This is a genomic window from Jeotgalibacillus sp. 10bf12 (assembly GCF_055597105.1).
Map to the genome: position 1 here is coordinate 221,378 of NZ_CP200276.1, position 22,149 is coordinate 243,526.

A 22,149-nucleotide genomic window follows, 5' to 3' on the forward strand; every position below is an offset into this window, starting at 1 on the left:
GGGCTTAAAATGCAATGGAAGTTGTCGGGGATGGGGAGAAAAATTCGGTTTAGTTTTAATAACGCTGATCCTTTCCGCGTGGACTGCGCTTTCCTGCCCCCCGGACGCTGAGTCCGCATGCTTCGCCATGGCCTCACCTCAACTATATATAGAAAAAGACTGCGGCAAGCCGCAGTCTTCCCAAATCTTCTATTTTACAAACCCAAGCAGCATTTCACGTAACATTTTACTCGCTGTATTAGCCGTTTGTTCTGAGTGGTCATAGACTGGTGCGACTTCAACTAAGTCTGCGCCTACCACATGTACATTTGATCCTGCGATTGCGTGGATTGAGGCAAGCAGTTCGCGTGATGTGATGCCGCCTGCGTCAACGGTACCGGTACCTGGTGCGTGTGCCGGGTCGAGTACGTCGATATCAATCGTCACATACACGTTGCGGCCTGCAAGTGTCGGCAGGATTTCTTTTAACGGCTCAAGCACTTCAAATTTCGAGATGTGCATGCCGTTTTCTTTTGCCCACTGAAACTCTTCTTTCATGCCTGAACGGATACCGAATGAGTAAACGTTTTTCGGACCGATGTGCTCAGCAATTTTACGGATCGGCGTTGAGTGTGAAAGCTCTTCGCCTTCATAGTCAGTGCGGAGGTCTGTATGCGCGTCAAAATGAATGATGGCAAGATCATCATATTTTTTCGCAACAGCCTTCATCACAGGCCATGAGACAAGGTGCTCTCCGCCCATGCCTAACGGAAACTTTCCGTCTTTTAAAAGAGAGTCGATATATTCTTCGATTAAGTCGATGCTTTTATAAGGATTTCCGAATGGCAGCGGAATATCGCCTGCATCAAAATATTTCACTTCATCAAGGTCTCGGTCGAGGTACGGGCTGTATTCTTCAAGACCGATTGATACCTCGCGGATACGGGCCGGGCCAAAGCGTGAGCCCGGACGGTAGCTGACTGTCCAGTCCATCGGCATGCCGTAAATGACTGCCTGGCTTTCCTCATAGTTCGGATGACTTTTTATAAAAACATTTCCTGAATACTGCTCATCAAATTTCACAGGGGATGCCTCCTATTCAGTTAAGTCTTTCACGAATTTCGGCAGCACAAATGCTGCGTTGTGAAGCTCTTTTGTGTAATACTTTGTATCGATTTCATGGAATCTTTCTTCCGCTACTTTCAGTGGATCATGTTTTTTAGATCCAAGTGTGAATGCCCACAGACCGCTTGGGTAAGTTGGGATATTTGCCGTGTAAAGACGCGTGATCGGGAAGATTTCCTTTACATCACTCATGACCTGTTTGATCAGGTCAGATTTAAACCAAGGGTTATCTGACTGTGCAACGAAAATACCGTCTTCTTTCAGTGCTTTTGAAATGCCTGAGTAGAAGCCTTTTGTAAATAGGTTAACAGCCGGTCCTACAGGCTCAGTTGAATCAACCATGATGACATCATATACATTTTCGCTTTCAGCAATATGCATGAAGCCGTCTCCAACGATCACTTCTACGCGTTCGTTTTCAAGGTCTCCTGCAATTTCAGGAAGATACTTCTTTGAGTACTCGATTACTTTACCGTCGATTTCAACAAGTGTTGCTTTCTTGACTGATGGGTGCTTGAGTACTTCACGGATGACACCACCGTCACCGCCACCTACAACGAGTACGTTTTCAGGGTTTGGGTGTGTGAAAAGTGGTACGTGTGCGACCATTTCGTGGTATACGAATTCGTCTTTTTGTGATGTCATGACCATGCCGTCAAGGAATAGCATGTTGCCCCATTCTTCTGTTTCAGCCATGTCGAGCTGTTGAAAGTCTGTTTTTTCTGAGTGTAGTGTTTGTTTGATTTTCATTGTGATGCCAAAGTTTTCTGTTTGTTTTTCTGTGAACCAGAATCCGCCCATTTTGCATTTCTCCTTTTTAAATGAAATTGATTGAACCGCAATTGTTCTCCGTGGAGGGCTGCGCTTTCCGCGGCCGCGCGGTGAGCCCCTCAGTCTTCGCCTGATGGTCTCACCTGTCGCTTCTCTGCCGCAGGAGTCTCCGCCCTCCACTACGAGCAATTGCTGTGTCAGGTTAAAACAATAAATATCTTTTTATAAATAGAACAATCACTTTCGATCACATCATGATTGAACACAAAATTTATCCATACTGAATGTGTTTTCCACGTTAGGTTAAAAGAAAACACACATGAGGAAAAGTATAGACTTTTTTGGGGAGAATTCAAGATGTTTTTTGGATTGTTTTTAGGGGTTGTATGAATTTTTTAGGGCTGTTGTTGCTTTGAATGGAATCAGGTAACTGGCTTTTGGTTTCTTAAGAGCATGAAGAGGGTGTGATGAAGCAATTAGACTTAAGTATTCAACATTCTCGAAGGTGATTGCTGCATGTTCCCGGGTGTGTCGCTGCAACTCCAGTGTGGATAAGTACATCCTGCAGCCGGGATGCTGCAGAATCAGACGAAATAGCTACATCTGCCGTCACCTTAAGCTTTATAGATTAAATCCATCAAACTTTGCACATACTAGTTTTAAAAAACAGGAGGCGGAGGCTTTGGGACGTTTGTCGCGGAGGAGACGGAGAAAGCGGATAAGGATTTTGCAGCTTGCTCTGCTCGGTATGATTACGTGCGTTTTTTTATGGGGTGCTTCAGTGACTGTGCTGTATTTATACGCTAAAACCACCGGCCCCCCTTCCATTGCCGTTACACAGTCGACGCTGCTTTTTGACGGGCAGGATCAGCTGATTGGGGAGCGGTCATCGGGTGAGAAGCGGTACTGGAAGTCACTTGAAGAGATTTCCCCGTTTGCAGTTGATGCTGTGATTGCGGTCGAGGACCGTAAATTTTATGATCATAAAGGCTTTGATTTTAAAAGAATTGCAGGTGCTGTCGTAGCTGATATCCAGGCGATGGCGAAGGTACAGGGTGCGAGTACGATTTCACAGCAGTATGCACGTAATCTGTATTTAACGCACGATAAGACGTGGGCGAGGAAGCTGAATGAAGCTTTGTATACAATTCGCCTGGAATGGAATTATGACAAGGAAGATATTCTTGAAGGTTATTTGAATACGATATATTACGGGCATGGACGTTACGGTATTGAAGCAGCGAGTCAATACTATTTCGGCGTTTCCGCGGAAGATCTGACGCTTGCGCAGGCTGCGATGCTTGCCGGTATTCCAAAGTCACCATCCGGTTACTCACCTGTTGATTATTTTGACAGTGCAAAGGAACGTCAGGAGCTTGTTCTGTCTGAAATGCTTGAAAACGGCGACATTACTGAAGCTGAGGCTGAAGATGCGATAGAAGAGAAGGTTCAGGTGACAGCAACTCCACCTTCAGAGTCACTTGGCGCTGCCCCATTTTTTCAGGAGGCGGTGTGGAAGGAGCTTGAGTCGATTGACCTTGAGCCCTACTATTTGAAATATGGCGGGCTGAAAATTTATACAACACTTGATACTGATCTGCAGAAAATTGCGGATGAAGTTGTAAAAGAGAATATGCCTGCTACTGAACTCGAAGTTGCATTTGCCGCCATCGATCCTGACAGCGGTGAAGTAAAAGCGATGACTGGCGGCAGGAATTTTGAGAAGAGTCCATTTAACCGGGTCACACAGGCACTCAGACAGCCCGGGTCTACGATGAAGCCGATTCTTTATACAGCTGCGCTTGAAAAAGGCTTCACACCAGCTACTACGATGCGCAGCGAACCGACCACGTTTACCTATGATGAAGGCAGAAGCGAATATGCGCCGCAAAACTTCAATCAGAAGTACGCAAATGATGCGATTACACTCGCTCAGGCAATTGCGATTTCAGATAATATTTACGCTGTAAAAGCGCATGAGTTTTTGGGAAGCAATGTGTTAAAAAGTCAGGCAAAGGAGTTCGGTTTGAGTACCCCGGTTGAAGAATTGCCTTCAGCTGCACTCGGGACGTCTGAAGCAGTACCGCTCGAACTATTTAATGCTTACTCTGTTTTTGCAAATGGCGGAAAGAAAGTACAGCCTATGCTGATCAGAAAGATTGAAGCGCCTGACGGTGAAGTGATTTATGAGACAAAAAAGAAAGCGAAAAGGATCATTGATGAACAGCAGGCATTCGTGATGACACATATGTTAACCGGAACGTTTGACCCTGCACTGAATGATTATTCTACTGTAACCGGGATCACTCTTTTGGATGAAAAGACGCGTGAATACGCTGCAAAATCAGGTACAACCGACACAGATCAGTGGATGATCGGCTTTTCACCAGCGTTGACTGCAGGTGTCTGGACAGGCTATGACGATGCACGGACTCTGACACTTACTGAGGATAAACAGGCCGCAAAATGGATCTGGCTGCGCTTTATGGAGCGGGCTCATGCAGATAAGCCGGAGGAATTTTTCGTCCCACCACCTGGCGTAACTGCCGTTCAGATGGATCCGCATACAGGCCTTTTAGCTGGGGAATCATGCGGAAAGCGTACAGCCTATTTTGTAGAAGCAACAGCACCTGTTGAAGACTGTGACGGAAATGCTGCACCTCCAGGCGAACCTGTAAATGGACATACAGAGGATGAAAACTGGTTTGAAGAATGGTTTATGGAGTAAACGGATATTGAATGCAAAAAGACCCGAGGTGTGCGGCCTCGGGTCTTTTCGTGTCCTAGCTACATATTCAATGCAACTGTAAAATAATTTTACTCTCTTTATTCACCTCTAGCAATAATCAGTGACATTTTTCTACAATCCGTCACAATTTGTTCACGAATGTCATTTTTCTGTTGACAGCAGCGCTTCATGAAGCTCCGGCTCTGATGCCTGCCAAAATGCTTCATTATGAGCTTTCAGAAAGTCAGCCAGCACTTTTTTAGAGGGTTCATCCATATGATCAACAATGATTTTACGCTTCATCGATTTATCCATCAGGTTTACATGATCTGCGAGGAGTTTATAGCCTCTTCTCTTTTCCACATTTACAACCATTTCACATGCCGTCACACCAGCATAGTAAGGACCTTCAGCTTTACGGTCAATCGTTACCCAGACAAGCCAGTAATCTTTACCACCTGCTGAATCTTCACGGTTTGTTGTAAATTTGATGCGCTTTTCCACTTTGGATCTCGCATGCATTGCGCCGATATCCACTTCTGCTTCCCGTTCGGCGACATCGACAATAACTGGTGATACGTTATCAAGGCTAAGTGAGCCGACACCAAATCCGCCGTGGCCGTCTGTAGGATCATTTTTGATGATATTGAAACCGATATTTTTCTTTTTGTCTGACATGTATGTTCGCTCCTTTACGTGTTACTTTGCTCATATTGGCTGTTGATTTCCGCTTCAGGGGGACGCTTTCCGCGGCCGGGCGGTGCAAGTATTCCAAAAGTGTTTCTAACAAAAACCATCAAGTCAATCTTTACTTTATGTAAAAGTGTAAAAAATCATATACAATAAATGTGCGTATTCGTATTTAATTGTATCATATGAGATCAATTGAAGACGATGAATACACTTTGGAAGGGGTTCTGAGATATGCCGATCGTGACAGTAAAAATGATTGAAGGTCGCAGTGATGACCAGAAAAGAGCACTTGTTGAAAAGGTGACAGATGCAGTAGTGGAGACAACTGGTGCTACACCGGATAAGGTTTCGATTATTATTGAGGAAATGAAGAAGACGGATTATGGTGTTGGCGGCGTAAGAGTAAGTGATCAATAGAAAAGCGGAAGGCGCTTGCTCAGCTCCGACAAGCGTAAGCCACGGAGCAGAAAACGGGTGGTTTTCCCCGTTTTCTCAGGTTGACTTATGACTCGAGGGTCTAGGCGCTGGAGCTGGACAAAGAAAAGCGGAAGCGCCTTGCTCAGACCCGACAAGCATAAGACGCACTGAGAGAAATGGGTGACCTTTCCCATTTTCTCAGTGTGGCTTATGACTCGAGGGTCTGCCTGCTGGAGCTGGACAATAAGAACATAAAAAACTTCCTCAGGCTCTGCCTGGAGGAAGTTTTTTTGGTGCTGTCGCGCATAGGTTAAATGACACAAAGCGTCGAAGTTAGTGCACAAAGTGGCGAACACTATACTTTTTCCACCGAACACTGGTAGTTCAACGCCGAACCGCACACACCTCTTACGCCACAACCGGCTTCTTCAGGAATCCAACTGCCAGCGCAGTTACTAATGTACCTGCAGCAATTGCGATTACGTACAGCAGGATGTTAATAACTGCACCTTCAAGCGTCGGGAATACGAAGATTCCGCCGTGCGGTGCGCGCAGTGCAAGGTCAAACCATAGTGTCAGACCGCCTGCGACTGCTGATCCGGCAACCGCTGAAGGAATCACGCGTAGCGGATCGGCTGCTGCGAATGGGATTGCACCTTCTGTGATAAAGAAAGCCCCAAGGAAGTAAGCTGAAACCCCTGTTTTACGCTCCTGCTCATTGAACTTTTTACGGAAAAGCGTTGTAGCAAGTGCCAGCCCAAGCGGCGGCACCATTCCACCAGCCATAACAGCTGCCTGTGGACCGAACTGACCATCAGCTGCTACTGCTAGTGCGAACGCATAAGCTGCTTTATTGATTGGACCACCCATATCAACTGCCATCATACCGCCAAGCAGTAATCCAAGCAGGGCAAGGTTACCTGTTCCAAGACCGCCTAACCAGTCAATTACACCCTGATTAATTGCACTAAGTGGTTGAACTGCCCAATACATGATTAACCCTGTAATCAGTATCCCAAAGAATGGATAAATCAAAACCGGTTTTAACCCATTAAACACTTGTGGCAAGTTAGCAAAGACACGTTTCAATCCAAGTACTAAATAACCGGCAAGGAAACCGGCGATAATTCCGCCAAGAAAACCTGCATTTCCTGTAGCAACCATCAAACCACCGACCATACCAGGTGCAAAGCCGGGACGATCAGCAATACTCATCGCAATGAACCCTGCCAGTACAGGAATGATTAAAGCAAATGCGTTTGCGCCACCAATATAACTTAAGATATCACCAAGTGCTGAACGCTCACCTGTGATTTGATCTTCAAACATAAAGGATAGTGCAATCAGAATCCCTCCACCTACGATAAACGGAAGCATATTGGATACACCGTTCATCAGGTGTTTGTATACGCCTGAACGTCCTTTTGCCTGACCTTCTTCTTTCTTCTCACCCGATCCACCGCTGCCCTGGTATACAGGCGCATCCTGCTTAATCGCGCGGTTGATCAGTGTTTCAGTCTTGCGGATTCCGTCTGTTACAGGAACTTCAATGACGCGCTTTCCTTTAAAACGTTCCATTTCAACCTTTGTATCAGCTGCGACGATAATCGCTACAGCATTTTCAATTTCTTCAGCAGTCAGCACGTTTTTCGCACCGTCTGAACCGTTCGTTTCGACTTTGATCGGCACATTCATTTCTTTTGCTTTATTTTTCAGCGCATCTGCCGCCATATATGTGTGCGCGATACCTGTCGGACAGCCTGTTACTGCTAAAATCTGTCCCTGTACCTCACCAGTTGTCTGCTCTTCCTCTGCTTCCTCTTCTTCAAAGCTTGAGATCAGATTAATCACTTCATCTGGTGTTTTCGCATCAAGCAGACCCTGTTTCACTTCGTCTTTTAAAAGCAGTACCGATAAACGGCTGAGCGCCTTTAAATGTGTGTCATTTGCGCCTTCAGTTGCTGCAATCATAAATACAAGGTGCGCTGGCTGACCATCAAGCGACTCATAGTCAAGTCCATTAACTGAACGTCCAAACGCGATAGCAGGTTCTTTCACTGCCTTTGTCTTTGCGTGCGGAATCGCTACACCTTCTCCAATCCCGGTTGTCGTCTGGTCTTCGCGCGCCTGGATTGCTTCACGGTATGCTTTTGGATCGGCAAGCTTCCCTGCGCGGTCTAACAGACTGACCATTTCATCAATGGTGCCCTGCTTTTCTGTTGACTTCAGCTCCAGATTAATGGTGCTTTTTGTGAGTAGATCTGTAATCTTCATTTTACTAACCCCCTTATTTGTACCATTGGCAAGTAGTGATCAATTTGTTCTTTTACAGCAAGACCTTCTGAAAATGCGGTTGCTGCACCGCATGCCATACTTAGTGCAAATGTATCTTCTATTGAATAACCTTTTTCAAGACCCGCAAGGAATCCTGCTACAGACGAATCGCCTGCGCCTACGCTGTTAATCAGCTTACCCTTTGGCGGAGTGGCAATATAGGTTTCATCTTCTGCAAATAAAACAGCCCCATGCTCAGCCATTGAAACCATCAGGTAGTCAATGTGATGATCCTGATAAAACTGCCTTCCATGGATCACCGCTTCTTCCACCGTTTCAATGTCCCGGCCAATATAGCCGCCGAGCTCTTTATGGTTTGGTTTAATCATAGTCAGTTGTGTCATGAGTGCCGGTTCAAGCAGTGATTTTTCAGAATCAATGACAACCCGCATGTCATTTTTATAAGCTGCCGCTGCAAGCTTTCCATATAAATCCCGCTCCACACTTGAAGGAATACTTCCTGCAAGTACGAGCGTATCGCCTTTTCCGTAGCGGTTGACAAGCTCAATCAGTTCATTCACTTTTTCAGCTGAGATCAAAGGACCTGCTGCATTAATTTCTGTTTCTTCATCCGTTTTCAATTTGATATTAATACGTGAATGATCTTCCACGTGGATGAAATCGGCTTTAATCTGCTTTTCATCTAGCGTATCCTCAATGAACCTTCCGCTGAATCCACCGGTAAATCCGGTTGCCGTACTTTGAACATCCAGCTCTTTTAGTACCTGTGAAACGTTAATTCCTTTTCCACCTGCATAAAATGCTGTCTGATCCGTTCTATTTAATTGCCCCGTGCTGAATTGATCAACGCGGACTACGTAATCCACTGAGGGATTGAGTGTTACTGTTAAAATCATACCTTCACCTCTTTTACGCTGGTCTGTTTTTTGTAAAGCGCTAAATTTTCTTCAAAAGTCTCTGTAATGAGCACCGCTTCACTTAACTCACCAAATCTGGCAAATGCAATTTCCCCAATTTTTTCTGAATCTGCCAGCACAAAGGCTTCCCGCGAAAGACTGATCGCCGCTGCCTTCACCTGGGCTTCTTCAGGGTCAGGCGTGGTGTATCCCGACTCGTAATGGACGCCGTTCGTTCCCATAAACGCTTTATCAAATCTGTAACCACTGAGCGAATCAATCGCTCCTCTTCCGATCAGTGCATTTGTTTTTGGTTTAATTATCCCACCTGTTAAATAAGTGCGAATACCTTTTTTCATCAAAGCGTCAATATGCATCAGTCCGTTTGTAACGACAATGATATCTCCATTAGGTAAGTACGGAATCATATGACTTGTGGTTGAACCCGCATCAATGAAGATACAGTCACCTTCTTCAACGAATGATGCCGCTGTCTGAGCGATCAGCTGCTTTTGATGAAGGTTTTTGACCGATTTCTCCTCCATGCCGGGTTCATCCATTTTCCGTTCCATTCTTCTGGCTCCACCGTGAATTCTTTTAATGAATTTCTTTTTCTCAAGCTCTGTTAAGTCCCGTCTGATCGTTGACTCTGAAGCGCCCGTGACATCAATGAGTTCCTGAATCTTTACAGTCTCAAATGACTTCAGCTTATCTAAAATGATGGAATAACGCTCTTCAGTCAGCATATCCATTCTCCTTCTTGCGTAATCTATAATTTGATTATAAAGAGAACGCTTTCATAAATCAATCATTTTCTTTCAAAAACATTCAAAAACGTTCATTTTATTTTGATGGTTTTTCTATATCGGTTCATTTCCGCTTCAGGGGGACGCTTTCCGCGGCCGGGCGGTGAGCCAGCAGGCTTCGCCATGCTTTGTCTCACCTGTCCCTTCCTGCCGCAGGAGTCGCCCCCTTACACTCCAATAAATCTGAGTGGTCATCATGGTTAAAATTCACTAATTATATTTCTATCAGAAAGGGGTAGGTCTAATTACACAATTTCAGGAAGCACTTATAAAATTTCCTGAACCACCGTAGTAATCTTCTGAACACCATATGTAATTTCATGAACAAACGATATAATCTCCGGGACACCACCGGTAACCTCCGGAACCACCATCTGTCACGCCAGATTTGCACAAAACAAAAACCCCTCCATCAGTGGAGAGGTTTTCATCTAAGATAATGTCTTCAAATGGGCTATGTAGGCCAAAGCTTCCTGACATTCTTCATCTGTATAGTTCTGTTTTTCTTTCACTTTCCTGACCTTTTCAATACACTCCTGCTCTTCCAGTGAGTCAAAGTAAAGAATGGTTGAAACGAGTTCTAAAAATCTTGAGGATTGCTGGTTGAGGTCTGTCAGGAACGGCTGCAGTTCAGCTGCCGGCAGCTCCTGTGAGGCAAGAAAGGCTCTTCCTTCATCCGTGATTTCGTAGCGGTACTGATAATAGCCGCTCTTTTTCTCGTTATACTCTTTTAAAAAGCCCATATTACAAAGTTCTTCTACTCTTAGCGTCAGTTCTTCCGAGTAGGGTCCGAAGAAGTGGAACTGATATTTTTCATGAAATGCATAATCGTGCTTCTTGGCGATAAAAATGATCTTCTGCAGCTTTTTTCTGCCGACAATTTCATCTACTGCTGAAAATGCCTGCATGAGCCGGGCGTGATCCTTCATCATTGACTTTCTCCCCTTTTAGCGTTCTGATATCCCGAGAATGTCGAGGATTTTCTGCTTTGTTTCTTTATGAGATGAATCATCCATCAGGCAATCTTTTGGATAATACAATTTATGGTCTGTTCTTCTTTTCCCTGAAATCGCGTCTACAATCTCAGACTGGCGTGAAAGTTCTCTAATTTCACCGCCGGGCATTAACAAATGGATCGGAACTCTTTCTTCTTCTTCTCCAGGCCGGTAGAAATCATACGGCAGATCTGAAGACGAGTCAACCACCAGATAATAGTCCGGATTGAGCTCAGCCTCTTTAAATAGCTGTTCAAGCTGATTTAATTTTTTATATTCCTTTGAAGGATCGAATTCCACGTATTTGAAGAGTCTTCTCTGCATAAAACGGTCACACAGATCTCTTAAAATCGGATCCTTTTCATCTTCCCACATTTGAAAATAGTAAGTGACGACGGACTCATCAAGGTTCAGGTAATCTTTCAGTGTTACGTTGCCTGTAAACATTGATTTAAAATGTCTCGGCTCGTAAGCAAATTCGTACCCTTCGGCACTTAATTCCTTTGCGCGGTGAAGGATTTTCGTCAAAATGACCTCTGAGCTTCGCGTAACCGGATGGAAGTAGACCTGCCAGTACATCTGATAACGGCTCATAATATAATCTTCCACTGCGTGCATCCCGCTCGATTTGATGACAACCTGATCATCCACAGGTCTTAACACGCGCAGGATTCTTTCCATATCAAAATGCCCGTAGCTGACGCCTGTGAAGTAAGCATCACGCTGAAGGTAATCCATACGGTCAGCGTCAATCTGACTTGAGATCAGGCTGATGACCTGTTTGTTGTCATACGTTTTCGCAATGACATCTGCCACTTTCTGCGGAAAGTCCAATGAGACTTTCGATAAGACCTGATTCACTTGGGTATTGCCCAAGATAATTTCCTGCGTGAAATCCTCATGATCGAGATCAAACACTTTTTCGAACGAATGTGAAAATGGACCGTGCCCCAAATCATGCAGCAGTGCCGCACAAAGGCATAACAGCCGCTCACTGTGGTCCCATTCAGGTCTGGAGGCAAAAACGTCATCCACGATCCGGCGGATAATTTCATAAACACCAAGCGAGTGATTGAACCGGCTGTGCTCTGCCCCATGAAACGTCAGATAGGTCGTTCCGAGCTGGCGGATTCTTCTCAGACGCTGGAATTCACGTGTCCCCACAAGATCCCAGATCACCTGGTCCCGAACGTGGATATAGCGGTGAACCGGGTCTTTGAATACTTTTTCCTCAGCCAGTTTTTGCTGCGCATACGTCATGTGTGTCCCTCATCTCTTTCATTATTTCTTATTATAACTTGTTATTTTTTTACTTCACGACTTGACAAAATTCAAGGTTTTTCAAATGCCGGCGTCTCAGTTTTTGAGATGGGAAAAATAATTATATAGTCTGGTTTTTTGACTACGGCGTCTGACCTGCGTTTCAGGCGGACGCTTTCCGCGGCCGGGCGGTGAGCCACTTCCATGCTTCGCATTACAGTGTCTCACCTGTCCCTTTCCGCCGCAGGAGTCGCCGCCTTACACTCCGGTCAGCGCTGTAAATAAAATGAATTGGTTCCATGAGATAAATTAAGTAAAAATATTACGTCCTACTTAACATTGGAATTCCTCATAGATTGTATAGGTCCACTCTCAAAATTATTGAAAGTGTCAATATAAACGTAAACCAGCCATCAGTTTTATCCAAATCGCATTTTAAATATGTATGTTCTCTAATGGATTTGTTCGCTACATGTAATTGTAACTGACATGAAGTCACAGTTTCAATTTTATGCGGTGGAATCTTTTTTAAAGCGGGATGTATAAAACTTTTACACTCGGGAGAAAATGGTAGCAGAAAGATTCAAAGATTGGAGTGACGAGGATGAAAAACCGTCAGGATGCATGGATGGAAGAGGATGACTTATTGCTTGCAGACACTGTGCTGCGGCATGTAAGAGAAGGGAGTACACAACTGAATGCATTTGAGGAAGCAGGAGATAAACTGGACCGCACTTCAGCAGCTTGCGGGTTCAGGTGGAATGCCGTTGTACGCAGTCAGTTTGAGCACGCTTTAAGTCTTGCAAAAAAGCAGCGAAAGCAACGAAACCGCCTGCTCGGCAAAGATCATTCAGGCAAAAAGAAAGTATTATATCAGCCTGATTTTTCTGTTCCGGAAGGCTTTGAAATAGAAGAACCCATTTCGCTGAATGAGGAAATTGCGGAGGAGCATGCTGAATCGGTACCTGCTTTTGCACAGCCTGCCCCGCAGCCCGAAAAGCGTGTATCAGAAATATCGCTCAGTGCTGTCATCGCCTACCTTCAGCAGCTGGACCGCAGCGACTCACTGAAGGTTTCTGACAGGCTCTCTTCAGAAGTAAAAGTCTGGCAGGAAAAATGCCGCTCTCTCGAAAAGAAAGTACAATTTTTAGAAGAACGAGAGTCTGCCATGAAAGAGGATTACGACACACTCATGCAGATTATGAACCGCGCAAGAAAGCTTGTGCTGTTCAATGAGCAGGAGCCTCCGAATACTTTTAAGATGGACCGGAATGGGAACCTTGAGAAGGTTGCTGAGAACTAGGCGATCGTATGGTTTCGTCAGATGAAGTATGGCGTGGCAGTTAGAATAAATTAAAAGATGATAGATAAAATTCAAAAGGTGATGGAATAACCGGAAAGCTGACGTAATCCACACCCACTAAAATGCCTTTGATTGAATCCGTTACATTGCTGATGTAATAAACAAAAAGGTGTTGGAATTATCTCTATTGCTGATAGAATTACAAGCCCGGGCCTGCACTCAGCAAAACGTAACAGACAGGCTATCTCACAGAGCCGGACAGCCATATAAAAAAGCGAAAGACCCTCCCCCCGGTCTTTCGCCCATCTTTTATCGCCCCAACACACTCTCATTCCGTTTCACAACCCGGTCATAATAAGCCGCATACAGATCAAGCTCTTCACCATTCAGTGAACCTGCAACCAGCTCGCCGCTCACTGACTTCAGTGCATTTAAAAAGCGCAGCATACCATCCTGGACAGTCAATTCAACGCCGAACAGTTCTGATAATGATGCCATATCTTCCGGATGAATGTCGGGGTAGCTGAATTTTGTCTCTTCCCCCTGGACTGCGCGTTCATAGAAGCGACGCACAAGTTCCGCGCGCTCAGCACCGCTGCCATTCATACACAAATAGATTTGAACTGCGATGCCGCCGCGCAGACGTCTTTGTGAAATACCGGCAAATTTCCGGCCGTTTATACTTAAATCATAGCTTCCCGGACAGTATGAATGGACGATTTCATACGCTTCAATTTCCTGTCCAAAATCAGCAAACATTTCTTTCACCAGCGCATGCATGGCGTCATAGCCGCTATTGATATCAATTCCTTTATCTGCTTCAGAAAATACGAGTGAAATATTTAATACACCTTCATCAAGTACAACCGCAAGACCGCCTGAATTCCGGACGATGTATCGCCAGCCTTCTTCTTCAAGGATTTTTAACCCCTCTTCTAAATGTGGTGTCCGGGCATCCTGTGTACCAAGGACAATTGTCCGGTGATGTACCCACGAACGCGCAGTGGCCGGCGCCTCCCCGCTCCCTGAAGATGCACAGAGCGTATCATCCATCGCAAATGATTGCAGCGCTTCAAATGAAGGTCCGAGACTTGACTGGTCAATCACCCTCCAGACAGGCTGCTTTATAAGCGTTAAACCCTGATCTATCATACGTTTACATTCTCCTCTTATCAAACTGAGAAAATTATATCACAGATAAATTGAGAAAACGTTCACACTAATTTTCAAAAACCTATTGACTTGAGAATGATTATCATTATAATTTGAATAGTGCTGATAATCATTTTCAATTAAATCTACATAAGAGGAGTGTACATCATGAAAAAAGCATGGTATTTATTTGGTTTAGCTCTGATCCTTGCAATCTTAACTGCTTGCGGAAATTCAGGGGACGAGGAAACAACAGAGGAAAACGGTTCTACAGACGATTCTGAAGCAACTGAAGAATCAGCTGGAGAAGTTAATCTTTATACTGGCCGTCATTATGAGACAGACCAGGCGCTTTATGATCAATTTACTGAAGAAACTGGCATTACTGTAAATGTCATTCAGGGTGACGATGATGAATTAATCGCACGTCTTGAGCGTGAGGGTGTGGCATCTGAAGCTGATGTATTCATGACAGCTGATGCAGGACGTCTTCACCGTGCGAAAGATCTTGAACTGCTTCAGGCAATTGAAAGTGATACGCTAAATGAAAACATCCCGGAAAACCTGCGTGATGCTGACAATCAGTGGTATGGACTAACAAAGCGTGCACGTGTATTCGTATACGATCCGGAAAAAGTTGATGCAGAAGACATCCAGACGTACGAGTCTTTAACTGAAGAAGATATGGCAGGCCGCGTACTGATCCGTTCTTCTGAAAACATCTATAACCAGTCATTAGTAGCATCTTTCATCTCACTTAACGGTGAAGAAGAAGCAAAAACATGGTCACAGGGAATTGTGGACAACATGGCCCGTGATCCTGAAGGCGGAGACCGCGACCAGGCTAAAGGCGTTGCAGCGGGTGAAGGTGATGTAGCTGTTATGAACACTTACTACCTTGGTCAAATGCTGAACTCTGAAGATGAAGAAGAAGTGAAGGTTGCTGAAGGTCTTGAAGTTGTCTTCCCTAACCAGGATACAACAGGTACTCACGTAAATATCAGTGGTGCAGGCGTAACAGCAAGCAGTAAAAACACTGAAAACGCTCAGGCTTTCATTGAATTCCTTTCATCTGAAGCTGCACAAAAAGAATTCTCTGAAGCAAACTATGAATACCCTGCTAACGAAAACGTTGAAGCTTCAGAGCTTCTTCAAAGCTGGGGCGAGTTCAAAGAGCAGGACATTAACCTGACTGAACTTGGTGAAAACAATGCACGTGCCCTTCAGATCATGAATGAAGTTGGCTGGAAATAAGATTTAATCAGCTGTATCGCCTGTTATCAGGTGATACAGTTTTTTTATGCTTTTTAAACCACATTTTGTGTTATATCTTTCACCTTCTTATGTATTTCGCTCACCTTCTGTCTTTTTCATCACCGGAGGCTTAACACTGCGATTTTTAAGCCGACTCCGGCGATATATCAATCACCTCGCCTCTTTTTTCAATCATCTTTCTATTTTTTCGAACCAGCACTCCGCCCCGACCCGGTATACGCAATTTGTCTAATTTTTGACACGTAGTACACCCTTTTTCTCGGAAATTCCTGCTAAATAAGCGTTTTCAACTATACAAAACAAATGAGAACTGTTATCATTATCAGGGAACGATTGCAAGCTTTTTGTTTGTACATTGAATTGCAGATTTTAAGGACGTGTCCAGCTTGAAGGTGTTTCGAAAAATACCAGGTTATTTGAATATCTGGTCACTCTTAAGCTTAATCATTGTAATATTGATTTTGCTTCCAAATTTAACGATCTTAATTAACTTTTTTACTGAAAGAGCAGAAAACTGGGCACATATCCAGGAATTTATTCTGCCTGACCTGTTAAAAAATACAGGTTTGATTATGTTATTTACCGGATTGTTCACGATTTTAGTCGGCACCAGCCTCGCATGGCTTGTATCTGCCTATGACTTTCCGATGAAAAAGTTTTTCAAATGGGCACTAATACTGCCGCTTGCGATCCCTCCGTTTATCGCGGGATACACGTATAACGGGATTCTCGATTATACCGGTGTGATTCAGACGACGCTCAGGAATAACTGGGATATCAGGCTGAGCCAGTCATACTTTGATATTATGAATCTGCCTGGTGCAGTATTTATTTTTACCATGTTTCTTTTCCCATACGTATATACAATTACACGCGCGTTCCTTGCGCATCAGTCAGCATCACTTATTGAAAATGCGAGGCTGCTTGGCAGGAATTCATGGGACATTTACTTTAAAGTCGTCCTGCCGATTTCCCGCGGTGCGATTGTCGGCGGTGTCAGTCTCGTACTGCTTGAGGTGCTGAATGATTATGGTCTTGTACAATATTTTGGTGTTCCGACGTTCAGTACAGCCATTTTCCAGACGTGGTTTGGCATGAATGACCTGAACTCAGCGATCAAGCTCGCAGCAACATTAATGTTTATCGTTTTTGCGATTCTGATTCTGGAAAAAGTGATGCGCGGACGGAAAAAATACAGTTCAACGACTGCCAAAACCAGACCGCTTGCACCGATCAGATTAAAAGGTTCGAAGGCATGGATTGCTTTCAGCTACTGCCTGTTTATTTTCATGCTGGCATTTCTGATACCATTTATTCAAATGGTGGACTGGATGATCTTAACGTTTGAAAAAATTGCATCACCTGCATTTATTTCATTTATTTCAAATTCAGTGCTCGTTGCATTTATCGGAGCGGCACTTGTCATGGTGTTTGCGGTGATCATCGCAAACTTTGCCAGAATGCATCAGAGCTTTGTTTCCAAGTCTGCAGCCCGCGTGACGATTCTCGGTTATTCAATCCCAGGAGCCGTTATCGCTGTGGGTATCAGTACGATCTTTATTGACCTTGATAAATGGCTGTTTGCCTTTTATGAAGCGGTTGGCATGGAGCCCACGCTTTTCCTGAGTACAAGCTTATTCATTCTGATCTCAGCATATATTATCCGTTTCCTTGCGATCGGCTACAATTCAGTTGAAGCAGGCTTTGATAAAATCGGTAACAAGTATACTGAAGCGTCAAGAATGCTCGGTGAAAATCTGACGAAAACATTTTTTAAAGTAGACCTGCGTATGATAAAAGTTCCGCTGATCAGCGGATTCATCCTGGTCTTTATTGATATATTAAAAGAACTACCTTTAACCCTGATTTTACGGCCATTTAACTTTGACACTTTAGCCACTAAAGCTTATCAGTACGCCAATGATGAACAGATCCATGAGGCTTCACTTGCTTCAATTCTGATCGTCGTCATCAGCGGTATTGCGATCTATATCTTCCATCAAGTTTTAGAAAAGGAGCCGAATTGATTATGTTCGTAGAAATCAAAGATCTTTGCTTTTGTTATGGAAAAACGAAAAACAATACAATTAACCATTTTCAATTAGAAATTGAACAGGGTGAAATTATTTCAATCCAGGGTGACAGCGGCAGCGGTAAAAGTACTGTACTGCGCCTGCTTTGCGGACTTGAAGTCCCTTCGAAAGGTAAAATTTCAATTGACGGTGCAGTGATGACGGATGACCGCCGCTTTGTGCTTCCTGAAAAGCGCGGAATCGGCATGGTATTCCAGGATTACGCCCTGTTTCCACATATGACAGTGCTTGAAAATATTCAATTCGGTTTAAAAAAACTCAGCCGCCGCGAAAGAAAGCAGCGCGCTGAAGAAGTACTTGAGCTTGTCAATATGACTGCTTTTGCAAAGCGCTATCCGCACGAATTAAGCGGTGGCCAGCAGCAGCGTATCGCACTTGCACGCGCACTTGCACCCAAGCCTTCTCTTCTATTGCTTGATGAGCCGTTCAGTAACCTTGATGCAGGCCTGCAGATCAAAATCCGCAGTGAGCTGAGAGAGATTATTAAAAAGACAGGCATCACATCGATCTTCGTCTCGCATGACCTGGAAGATTCCAAAGCCATCGCAGACCGTATTGTCACTATGCGAGACGGCGCAGCCCATGACTGGGAGTCGATCTGTACGACGAAGAAAGAAAAGCCTGAGCTTCAGTTGGTTGAAATGAAATAAGGTTTTGAACAGCGGAGAGCGGATCTCCGCTGTTTTTTTGTCGAGGTTAAACTGGTGAGGGTTGGTGTGTGATGGCATTCAGGTTGACGGATATCGCACTCGATTGGTTTTATACAGCACTCAACTGGGTTTATGCAGCACTCAACCCGGGTGTATCGCTACCTCAAAACGCTGCATACAACCTCCAATCTAAAACATACGACATTTCAACCCCCAATAAAACGCTTCGCACACCAAAAAAACCCCCGGTCTGAACATCCAGACCGGGGGTTGGTTAAATTACAGTGACTGACCTGCAGTAATTAACGCAAGCTTGTACACGTCTTCTTCGTTACAACCACGTGAAAGGTCGTTCACCGGTGCGTTCAGTCCCTGAAGGATCGGGCCTACTGCTTCAAATCCGCCAAGGCGCTGTGCGATTTTGTAGCCAATGTTACCTGCTTCAAGGCTAGGGAATACAAATACATTTGCATCACCCTGAATTTCTGAATCAGGCGCTTTACTTTTCGCTACTGAAGGAACGAAAGCTGCATCAAACTGGAATTCACCATCAAGTGTCAGCTCAGGGTTCACTTCTTTCGCGATTTTAATGGCATCCGTTACCTTCTCCGTTTCAGGAGATTTCGCTGATCCTTTTGTTGAGAAGCTCAGCATTGCAACGCGTGGGTCTACATCGAACATTTCAGCAGTCTTTGCACTTTCAAGTGCGATTTCAGCAAGGTCGCTGCTGTCCGGTGAAATGTTGATTGCGCAATCAGCGAATACATACTTTTCATCGTCGCGTACCATAATGAATACGCCAGACGTTTTCTTAACGCCTTCTTTTGTCTTGATGATCTGAAGTGCCGGGCGCACCGTATCTGCAGTAGAGTGTGCCGCTCCACTTACAAGACCGTCTGCACGGTTCGTGTATACAAGCATTGTGCCAAAGTAGTTTTCATCTAAAAGAATTTCGCGTGCCTGTTCTACTGTCGCCTTCCCTTTACGGCGCTCAACGAATGAAGAAACGAGTTCGTCGAATTCCGGATAAGATGACGGGTCAATAATATCGCAACCATCTAAAATAACGTTTGCTTCATTAGCTTTTTCAGCAATCGCGTTCGGATTACCGACAAGAATTGGTGTTAAAATATTTTCTGCTGCAAGACGGCTTGCTGCTCTTAAAATACGCTCGTCTGATCCTTCAGGGAATACGATACGTCGTTCTTTACCAGTTAATTTTTCTTTTAATCCTGTGAATAAATCGCTCATGATTCATCCTCCTAAATTGGTCTCTACTTGTAAGCATACCCCATCTGCAAGTGAATTCAACCAATAGCCTTTATGTCAACGTTTTCATTGGAGAAGTTTTAGTTTTCGGACAATTTTATAAATGAGAGAGTTAAAATAAACCGCTGATTTCCGCTGCGGATGGGCGCTTTCCGCGGCCGCGCAGTGAGCCTCCTCGGACGCTTCGCACCTCCGGGGTCTCACCTGTCGCTTCTATGCCGCAGGAGTCGCCCATCCTCCGCTCCAATCAGCTAAAATATCTTTTGGTATAAAGTAGTACAAAGAGACAATTATTAGATAGCTTGTTTTACAGAATGATTGAATTCATATGTCATACTCAGCTTATTGTAGTGGAAGGCGAGGGACTCCGGGAAGATTAGTGTGAAGCTGAGACCCCGCAAGCGGAGCTGAGCGATAAAGATTGGACCACAAAACGGTCCTCCGTCCGGAAAGCCTCTCGCCTGGAACGGAAATAAGCGGGACTAAAACTCCAACAATTTCATGAACCCTCCCCCTCATTAGCTGTCACACATTCCTTTATGATAAGATAGAAACAGTGAGTTTATATGACATTTCATTTAGGAGTGACGGAATATGAGTGAAGCAGCAACTACGCTTGATGGCTGGTATGGCCTGCATGATTTTCGTAAAATGGACTGGACTTCATGGAAGCAGCTGACAAGCGATGAGCGCACAGCAGCGATAAATGAGTTCCAGCAGTTTTTAAAGAAACTGAATGACGTACAGGATCAGGATCAGGGAAGCCATTCGTTCTATTCAATCGTTGGACAGAAGGCAGATTTCGTTTTATTTATTCTGCGTCCGACAATGGAAGAGCTGAATGACCTTGAGAATGAATTTAACAAATTAACGATTGCTGATTATACAGTACCTACTTATTCGTATGTCTCTGTTGTTGAGCTTGGAAGCTACGGTTCTAAGGAATCTGATGAAGATCCATATGAAAACCCTTATGTGAGATCACGTCTGTATCCAAAGCTGCCAAAATCAAAGCACATCTGCTTCTATCCAATGGATAAAAAGCGTGAGGGCAATGATAACTGGTATATGCTTTCAATGGAAGATCGTAAAAAGCTGATGTATGATCACGGCATGATCGGACGACAGTACGCAGGCAAAATCAAGCAGATCATCTCAGGTTCAGTCGGCTTTGATGACTGGGAATGGGGCGTAACGCTTTACGCTGATGATGTACTGCAGTTTAAGAAAATTGTATATGAAATGCGTTTTGATGAAACGAGTGCGCGCTACGGTGAATTTGGTGCGTTCTATGTAGGTAACCTGCTTGAAGATGAGGACCTGCCGAAGTTCCTTCACGTATAACTTTCTTCCTCCAGTCAAATTTGGCTGGAGGTTTTTTTATGTATAAAAACGTTTTACTTTTCATATGGTGTAATTGATTGGAGGGAGAATTAAAATGACAATGAATCCATCTTATTCTACTGGGCAGTACGGGACGGGTCAGTATGGCGGTTACTATCCTAATTATCAATATTACTACGGCCAGCAACAGCAGGCGCAGCAGCCGGCACGTCCGCCTGTGGAGGAATCCTATATTGAGAATATATTCAGGCTGAACCGGGGGAAGCCGACGACGGTCTATATGACATTTGAGAATAACAAGGACTGGAACGCTAAAATTTTTAAAGGCATTATCGAAGCAGCCGGACGAGATCATTTAATATTAAGTGATCCGAATACAGATAAAAGATACTTACTTCCGCTCATTTATCTCGATTATGCAACGTTTGATGGAGAAATTGAATATGATTACCCATTTAACGGCGGAGGCCGGTAATACAAAAGGAGAGTCCGGAATTCCGGACTCTCCTTACTGATTATAAAACTTTCGTAATTGCAATAATCAGGCAAACCCAGCCGCCTAAAAATAATAGACCGCCGATTGGTGTGATGGCGCCGAGTACGCTGATGCCAGTCAGACTTAATACATAAAGGCTTCCTGAAAAGAATACAATTCCCCCGGCAAATAGCCAGCCTGCAGTACCGAAAAGACCTGATGCAGGGAGCGTGCCGATTAATACACCGGTGATTAAGATCGCTGTTGCGTGGAACATCTGATACTGCACCGCTGTGTTCCATGTATCAAGATATTTCGGCTCTACTCTGCCTTCAAGTGCATGTGCACCGAAAGCTCCGAGCGCGACTGATAGAAATGCGTTGATTGCACCAATAATTAATAGAATTTTCATTTGAGACTTCCTTTCCAAGATAAGACTGTGAGAAGCGCTTATGATTTCCGCTTCAGGCGGACGCTTTCAGGACGGCGGTTGCTGAGCCTCCTCAGGCTTCGCCTTGCGGGGTCTCAGCTTCCCGCTATTCGTCCCAGAGTCGCCGCCTTACGCTCCAATCAACGCTTTGTAAAGTTCGTAAATAGTCATCGCAGGATTATATTTAGTATAA

19 protein-coding genes are annotated in these 22,149 nt (G+C 44.5%); 8 read left to right on the top strand and 11 right to left on the bottom strand.

The features are described 5' to 3' along the window. Nucleotides 1-189 precede the first annotated feature (189 nt). Nucleotides 190-1,062: an agmatinase gene (gene speB, locus DH10bf12_RS01025; RefSeq protein ID WP_471736772.1), complete on the bottom strand. Its 873-nt coding sequence runs from the start codon at nt 1,060-1,062 to the stop codon at nt 190-192. Nucleotides 1,063-1,074: 12 nt separating this feature from the next. Then, a complete protein-coding gene (speE, locus tag DH10bf12_RS01030; protein ID WP_471736773.1) occupies nt 1,075-1,905 on the bottom strand; it encodes a polyamine aminopropyltransferase in 831 nt (276 codons plus the stop codon). Nucleotides 1,906-2,656: 751 nt separating this feature from the next. Between speE and DH10bf12_RS01035 the strand changes: the two genes are divergently transcribed. Next, nucleotides 2,657-4,603 carry a transglycosylase domain-containing protein gene (locus DH10bf12_RS01035; RefSeq protein WP_471736774.1) on the top strand — a complete coding sequence of 649 codons (1,947 nt, stop codon included), beginning with the start codon at nt 2,657-2,659 and terminating at the stop codon, nt 4,601-4,603. A 162-nt stretch (nt 4,604-4,765) separates the two neighbouring features. Here DH10bf12_RS01035 and DH10bf12_RS01040 read toward each other — a convergent pair whose 3' ends face one another. Beyond that, entirely contained in the window at nt 4,766-5,281 is a 516-nt protein-coding gene (locus DH10bf12_RS01040) for a YwhD family protein (RefSeq protein WP_471736775.1), read from the bottom strand. Nucleotides 5,282-5,527: 246 nt separating this feature from the next. On the opposite strand from DH10bf12_RS01040, the gene DH10bf12_RS01045 reads away from it, so the two are divergent. Continuing rightward, nucleotides 5,528-5,713: a 2-hydroxymuconate tautomerase gene (locus DH10bf12_RS01045; RefSeq protein ID WP_322420190.1), complete on the top strand. Its 186-nt coding sequence runs from the start codon at nt 5,528-5,530 to the stop codon at nt 5,711-5,713. A 408-nt stretch (nt 5,714-6,121) separates the two neighbouring features. Here DH10bf12_RS01045 and DH10bf12_RS01050 read toward each other — a convergent pair whose 3' ends face one another. The 5 genes from DH10bf12_RS01050 to DH10bf12_RS01070 all read right to left on the bottom strand — a co-directional run bounded on the left by DH10bf12_RS01050 (nt 6,122) and on the right by DH10bf12_RS01070 (nt 11,965). Then, on the bottom strand, nt 6,122-7,987 hold the full coding sequence (locus DH10bf12_RS01050) for a PTS fructose transporter subunit IIABC (RefSeq protein WP_471736776.1): 1,866 nt from the start codon (nt 7,985-7,987) through the stop codon (nt 6,122-6,124). Continuing rightward, entirely contained in the window at nt 7,984-8,904 is a 921-nt protein-coding gene (gene pfkB, locus DH10bf12_RS01055) for a 1-phosphofructokinase (RefSeq protein WP_471736777.1), read from the bottom strand. The genes DH10bf12_RS01050 and pfkB overlap by 4 nt, the downstream gene beginning before the upstream one ends. Further along, nucleotides 8,901-9,650, bottom strand: a complete 750-nt coding sequence (locus DH10bf12_RS01060; protein WP_471736779.1) for a DeoR/GlpR family DNA-binding transcription regulator — start codon at nt 9,648-9,650, stop codon at nt 8,901-8,903. Before DH10bf12_RS01060 ends, pfkB begins: the two co-directional genes overlap by 4 nt. A 491-nt stretch (nt 9,651-10,141) precedes the next feature. Continuing rightward, nucleotides 10,142-10,642, bottom strand: coding sequence for a YwgA family protein (locus DH10bf12_RS01065; RefSeq protein WP_471736780.1), 501 nt, complete (start codon nt 10,640-10,642; stop codon nt 10,142-10,144). A gap of 15 nt (nt 10,643-10,657) precedes the next feature. After that, complete coding sequence (locus tag DH10bf12_RS01070; protein WP_471736781.1) at nt 10,658-11,965, bottom strand: HD domain-containing protein; 1,308 nt, start codon at nt 11,963-11,965, stop codon at nt 10,658-10,660. 604 nt (nt 11,966-12,569) lie between these two features. Between DH10bf12_RS01070 and DH10bf12_RS01075 the strand changes: the two genes are divergently transcribed. Continuing rightward, nucleotides 12,570-13,268, top strand: coding sequence for an RsfA family transcriptional regulator (locus tag DH10bf12_RS01075; protein WP_471736782.1), 699 nt, complete (start codon nt 12,570-12,572; stop codon nt 13,266-13,268). Between the two features lie 309 nt (nt 13,269-13,577). Here the strand turns inward: DH10bf12_RS01075 and lipL are convergent, their stop codons facing one another. Further along, nucleotides 13,578-14,417 carry an octanoyl-[GcvH]:protein N-octanoyltransferase gene (gene lipL, locus DH10bf12_RS01080; RefSeq protein ID WP_471738166.1) on the bottom strand — a complete coding sequence of 280 codons (840 nt, stop codon included), beginning with the start codon at nt 14,415-14,417 and terminating at the stop codon, nt 13,578-13,580. 171 nt (nt 14,418-14,588) lie between these two features. Here lipL and DH10bf12_RS01085 point away from each other — a divergent pair, with 171 nt between their 5' ends. The 3 genes from DH10bf12_RS01085 to DH10bf12_RS01095 all read left to right on the top strand — a co-directional run bounded on the left by DH10bf12_RS01085 (nt 14,589) and on the right by DH10bf12_RS01095 (nt 18,438). Continuing rightward, the gene (locus tag DH10bf12_RS01085) at nt 14,589-15,674 is read left to right on the top strand and encodes a Fe(3+) ABC transporter substrate-binding protein (RefSeq protein ID WP_471736783.1); all 1,086 of its coding nucleotides are present in this window, start codon (nt 14,589-14,591) and stop codon (nt 15,672-15,674) included. A gap of 407 nt (nt 15,675-16,081) precedes the next feature. Continuing rightward, complete coding sequence (locus DH10bf12_RS01090) at nt 16,082-17,722, top strand: ABC transporter permease (RefSeq protein ID WP_471736784.1); 1,641 nt, start codon at nt 16,082-16,084, stop codon at nt 17,720-17,722. A gap of 2 nt (nt 17,723-17,724) precedes the next feature. Continuing rightward, entirely contained in the window at nt 17,725-18,438 is a 714-nt protein-coding gene (locus DH10bf12_RS01095) for an ABC transporter ATP-binding protein (protein ID WP_471736785.1), read from the top strand. A gap of 279 nt (nt 18,439-18,717) precedes the next feature. Here DH10bf12_RS01095 and pta read toward each other — a convergent pair whose 3' ends face one another. Continuing rightward, entirely contained in the window at nt 18,718-19,689 is a 972-nt protein-coding gene (gene pta, locus DH10bf12_RS01100; protein ID WP_471736786.1) for a phosphate acetyltransferase, read from the bottom strand. A gap of 612 nt (nt 19,690-20,301) precedes the next feature. Here pta and hemQ point away from each other — a divergent pair. Both hemQ and gerQ read left to right on the top strand, forming a co-directional pair. Then, the gene (gene hemQ / locus DH10bf12_RS01105) at nt 20,302-21,051 is read left to right on the top strand and encodes a hydrogen peroxide-dependent heme synthase (RefSeq protein ID WP_039811744.1); all 750 of its coding nucleotides are present in this window, start codon (nt 20,302-20,304) and stop codon (nt 21,049-21,051) included. Between the two features lie 94 nt (nt 21,052-21,145). Next, nucleotides 21,146-21,526, top strand: coding sequence for a spore coat protein GerQ (gerQ, locus tag DH10bf12_RS01110; protein ID WP_471736787.1), 381 nt, complete (start codon nt 21,146-21,148; stop codon nt 21,524-21,526). Between the two features lie 40 nt (nt 21,527-21,566). On the opposite strand, the gene DH10bf12_RS01115 is transcribed toward gerQ, so the two are convergent. Continuing rightward, entirely contained in the window at nt 21,567-21,938 is a 372-nt protein-coding gene (locus DH10bf12_RS01115; RefSeq protein WP_471736788.1) for a DUF423 domain-containing protein, read from the bottom strand. Between the last annotated feature and the right edge of the window lie 211 nt (nt 21,939-22,149).

What these genes read in the sequence shown, in the direction of transcription:
- speE (WP_471736773.1), bottom strand. Translation starts at nt 1,905, where the DNA reads ATGGGCGGATTCTGGTTCACAGAAAAACAAACAGAAAACTTTGGCATC.
- pfkB (WP_471736777.1), bottom strand. Translation starts at nt 8,904, where the DNA reads ATGATTTTAACAGTAACACTCAATCCCTCAGTGGATTACGTAGTCCGC.
- DH10bf12_RS01065 (WP_471736780.1), bottom strand. Translation starts at nt 10,642, where the DNA reads ATGATGAAGGATCACGCCCGGCTCATGCAGGCATTTTCAGCAGTAGAT.
- DH10bf12_RS01060 (WP_471736779.1), bottom strand. Translation starts at nt 9,650, where the DNA reads ATGCTGACTGAAGAGCGTTATTCCATCATTTTAGATAAGCTGAAGTCA.
- DH10bf12_RS01070 (WP_471736781.1), bottom strand. Translation starts at nt 11,965, where the DNA reads ATGACGTATGCGCAGCAAAAACTGGCTGAGGAAAAAGTATTCAAAGAC.
- DH10bf12_RS01040 (WP_471736775.1), bottom strand. Translation starts at nt 5,281, where the DNA reads ATGTCAGACAAAAAGAAAAATATCGGTTTCAATATCATCAAAAATGAT.
- pta (WP_471736786.1), bottom strand. Translation starts at nt 19,689, where the DNA reads ATGAGCGATTTATTCACAGGATTAAAAGAAAAATTAACTGGTAAAGAA.
- DH10bf12_RS01045 (WP_322420190.1), top strand. Translation starts at nt 5,528, where the DNA reads ATGCCGATCGTGACAGTAAAAATGATTGAAGGTCGCAGTGATGACCAG.
- DH10bf12_RS01095 (WP_471736785.1), top strand. Translation starts at nt 17,725, where the DNA reads ATGTTCGTAGAAATCAAAGATCTTTGCTTTTGTTATGGAAAAACGAAA.
- gerQ (WP_471736787.1), top strand. Translation starts at nt 21,146, where the DNA reads ATGACAATGAATCCATCTTATTCTACTGGGCAGTACGGGACGGGTCAG.
- DH10bf12_RS01075 (WP_471736782.1), top strand. Translation starts at nt 12,570, where the DNA reads ATGAAAAACCGTCAGGATGCATGGATGGAAGAGGATGACTTATTGCTT.
- DH10bf12_RS01115 (WP_471736788.1), bottom strand. Translation starts at nt 21,938, where the DNA reads ATGAAAATTCTATTAATTATTGGTGCAATCAACGCATTTCTATCAGTC.
- DH10bf12_RS01050 (WP_471736776.1), bottom strand. Translation starts at nt 7,987, where the DNA reads ATGAAGATTACAGATCTACTCACAAAAAGCACCATTAATCTGGAGCTG.
- DH10bf12_RS01085 (WP_471736783.1), top strand. Translation starts at nt 14,589, where the DNA reads ATGAAAAAAGCATGGTATTTATTTGGTTTAGCTCTGATCCTTGCAATC.
- hemQ (WP_039811744.1), top strand. Translation starts at nt 20,302, where the DNA reads ATGAGTGAAGCAGCAACTACGCTTGATGGCTGGTATGGCCTGCATGAT.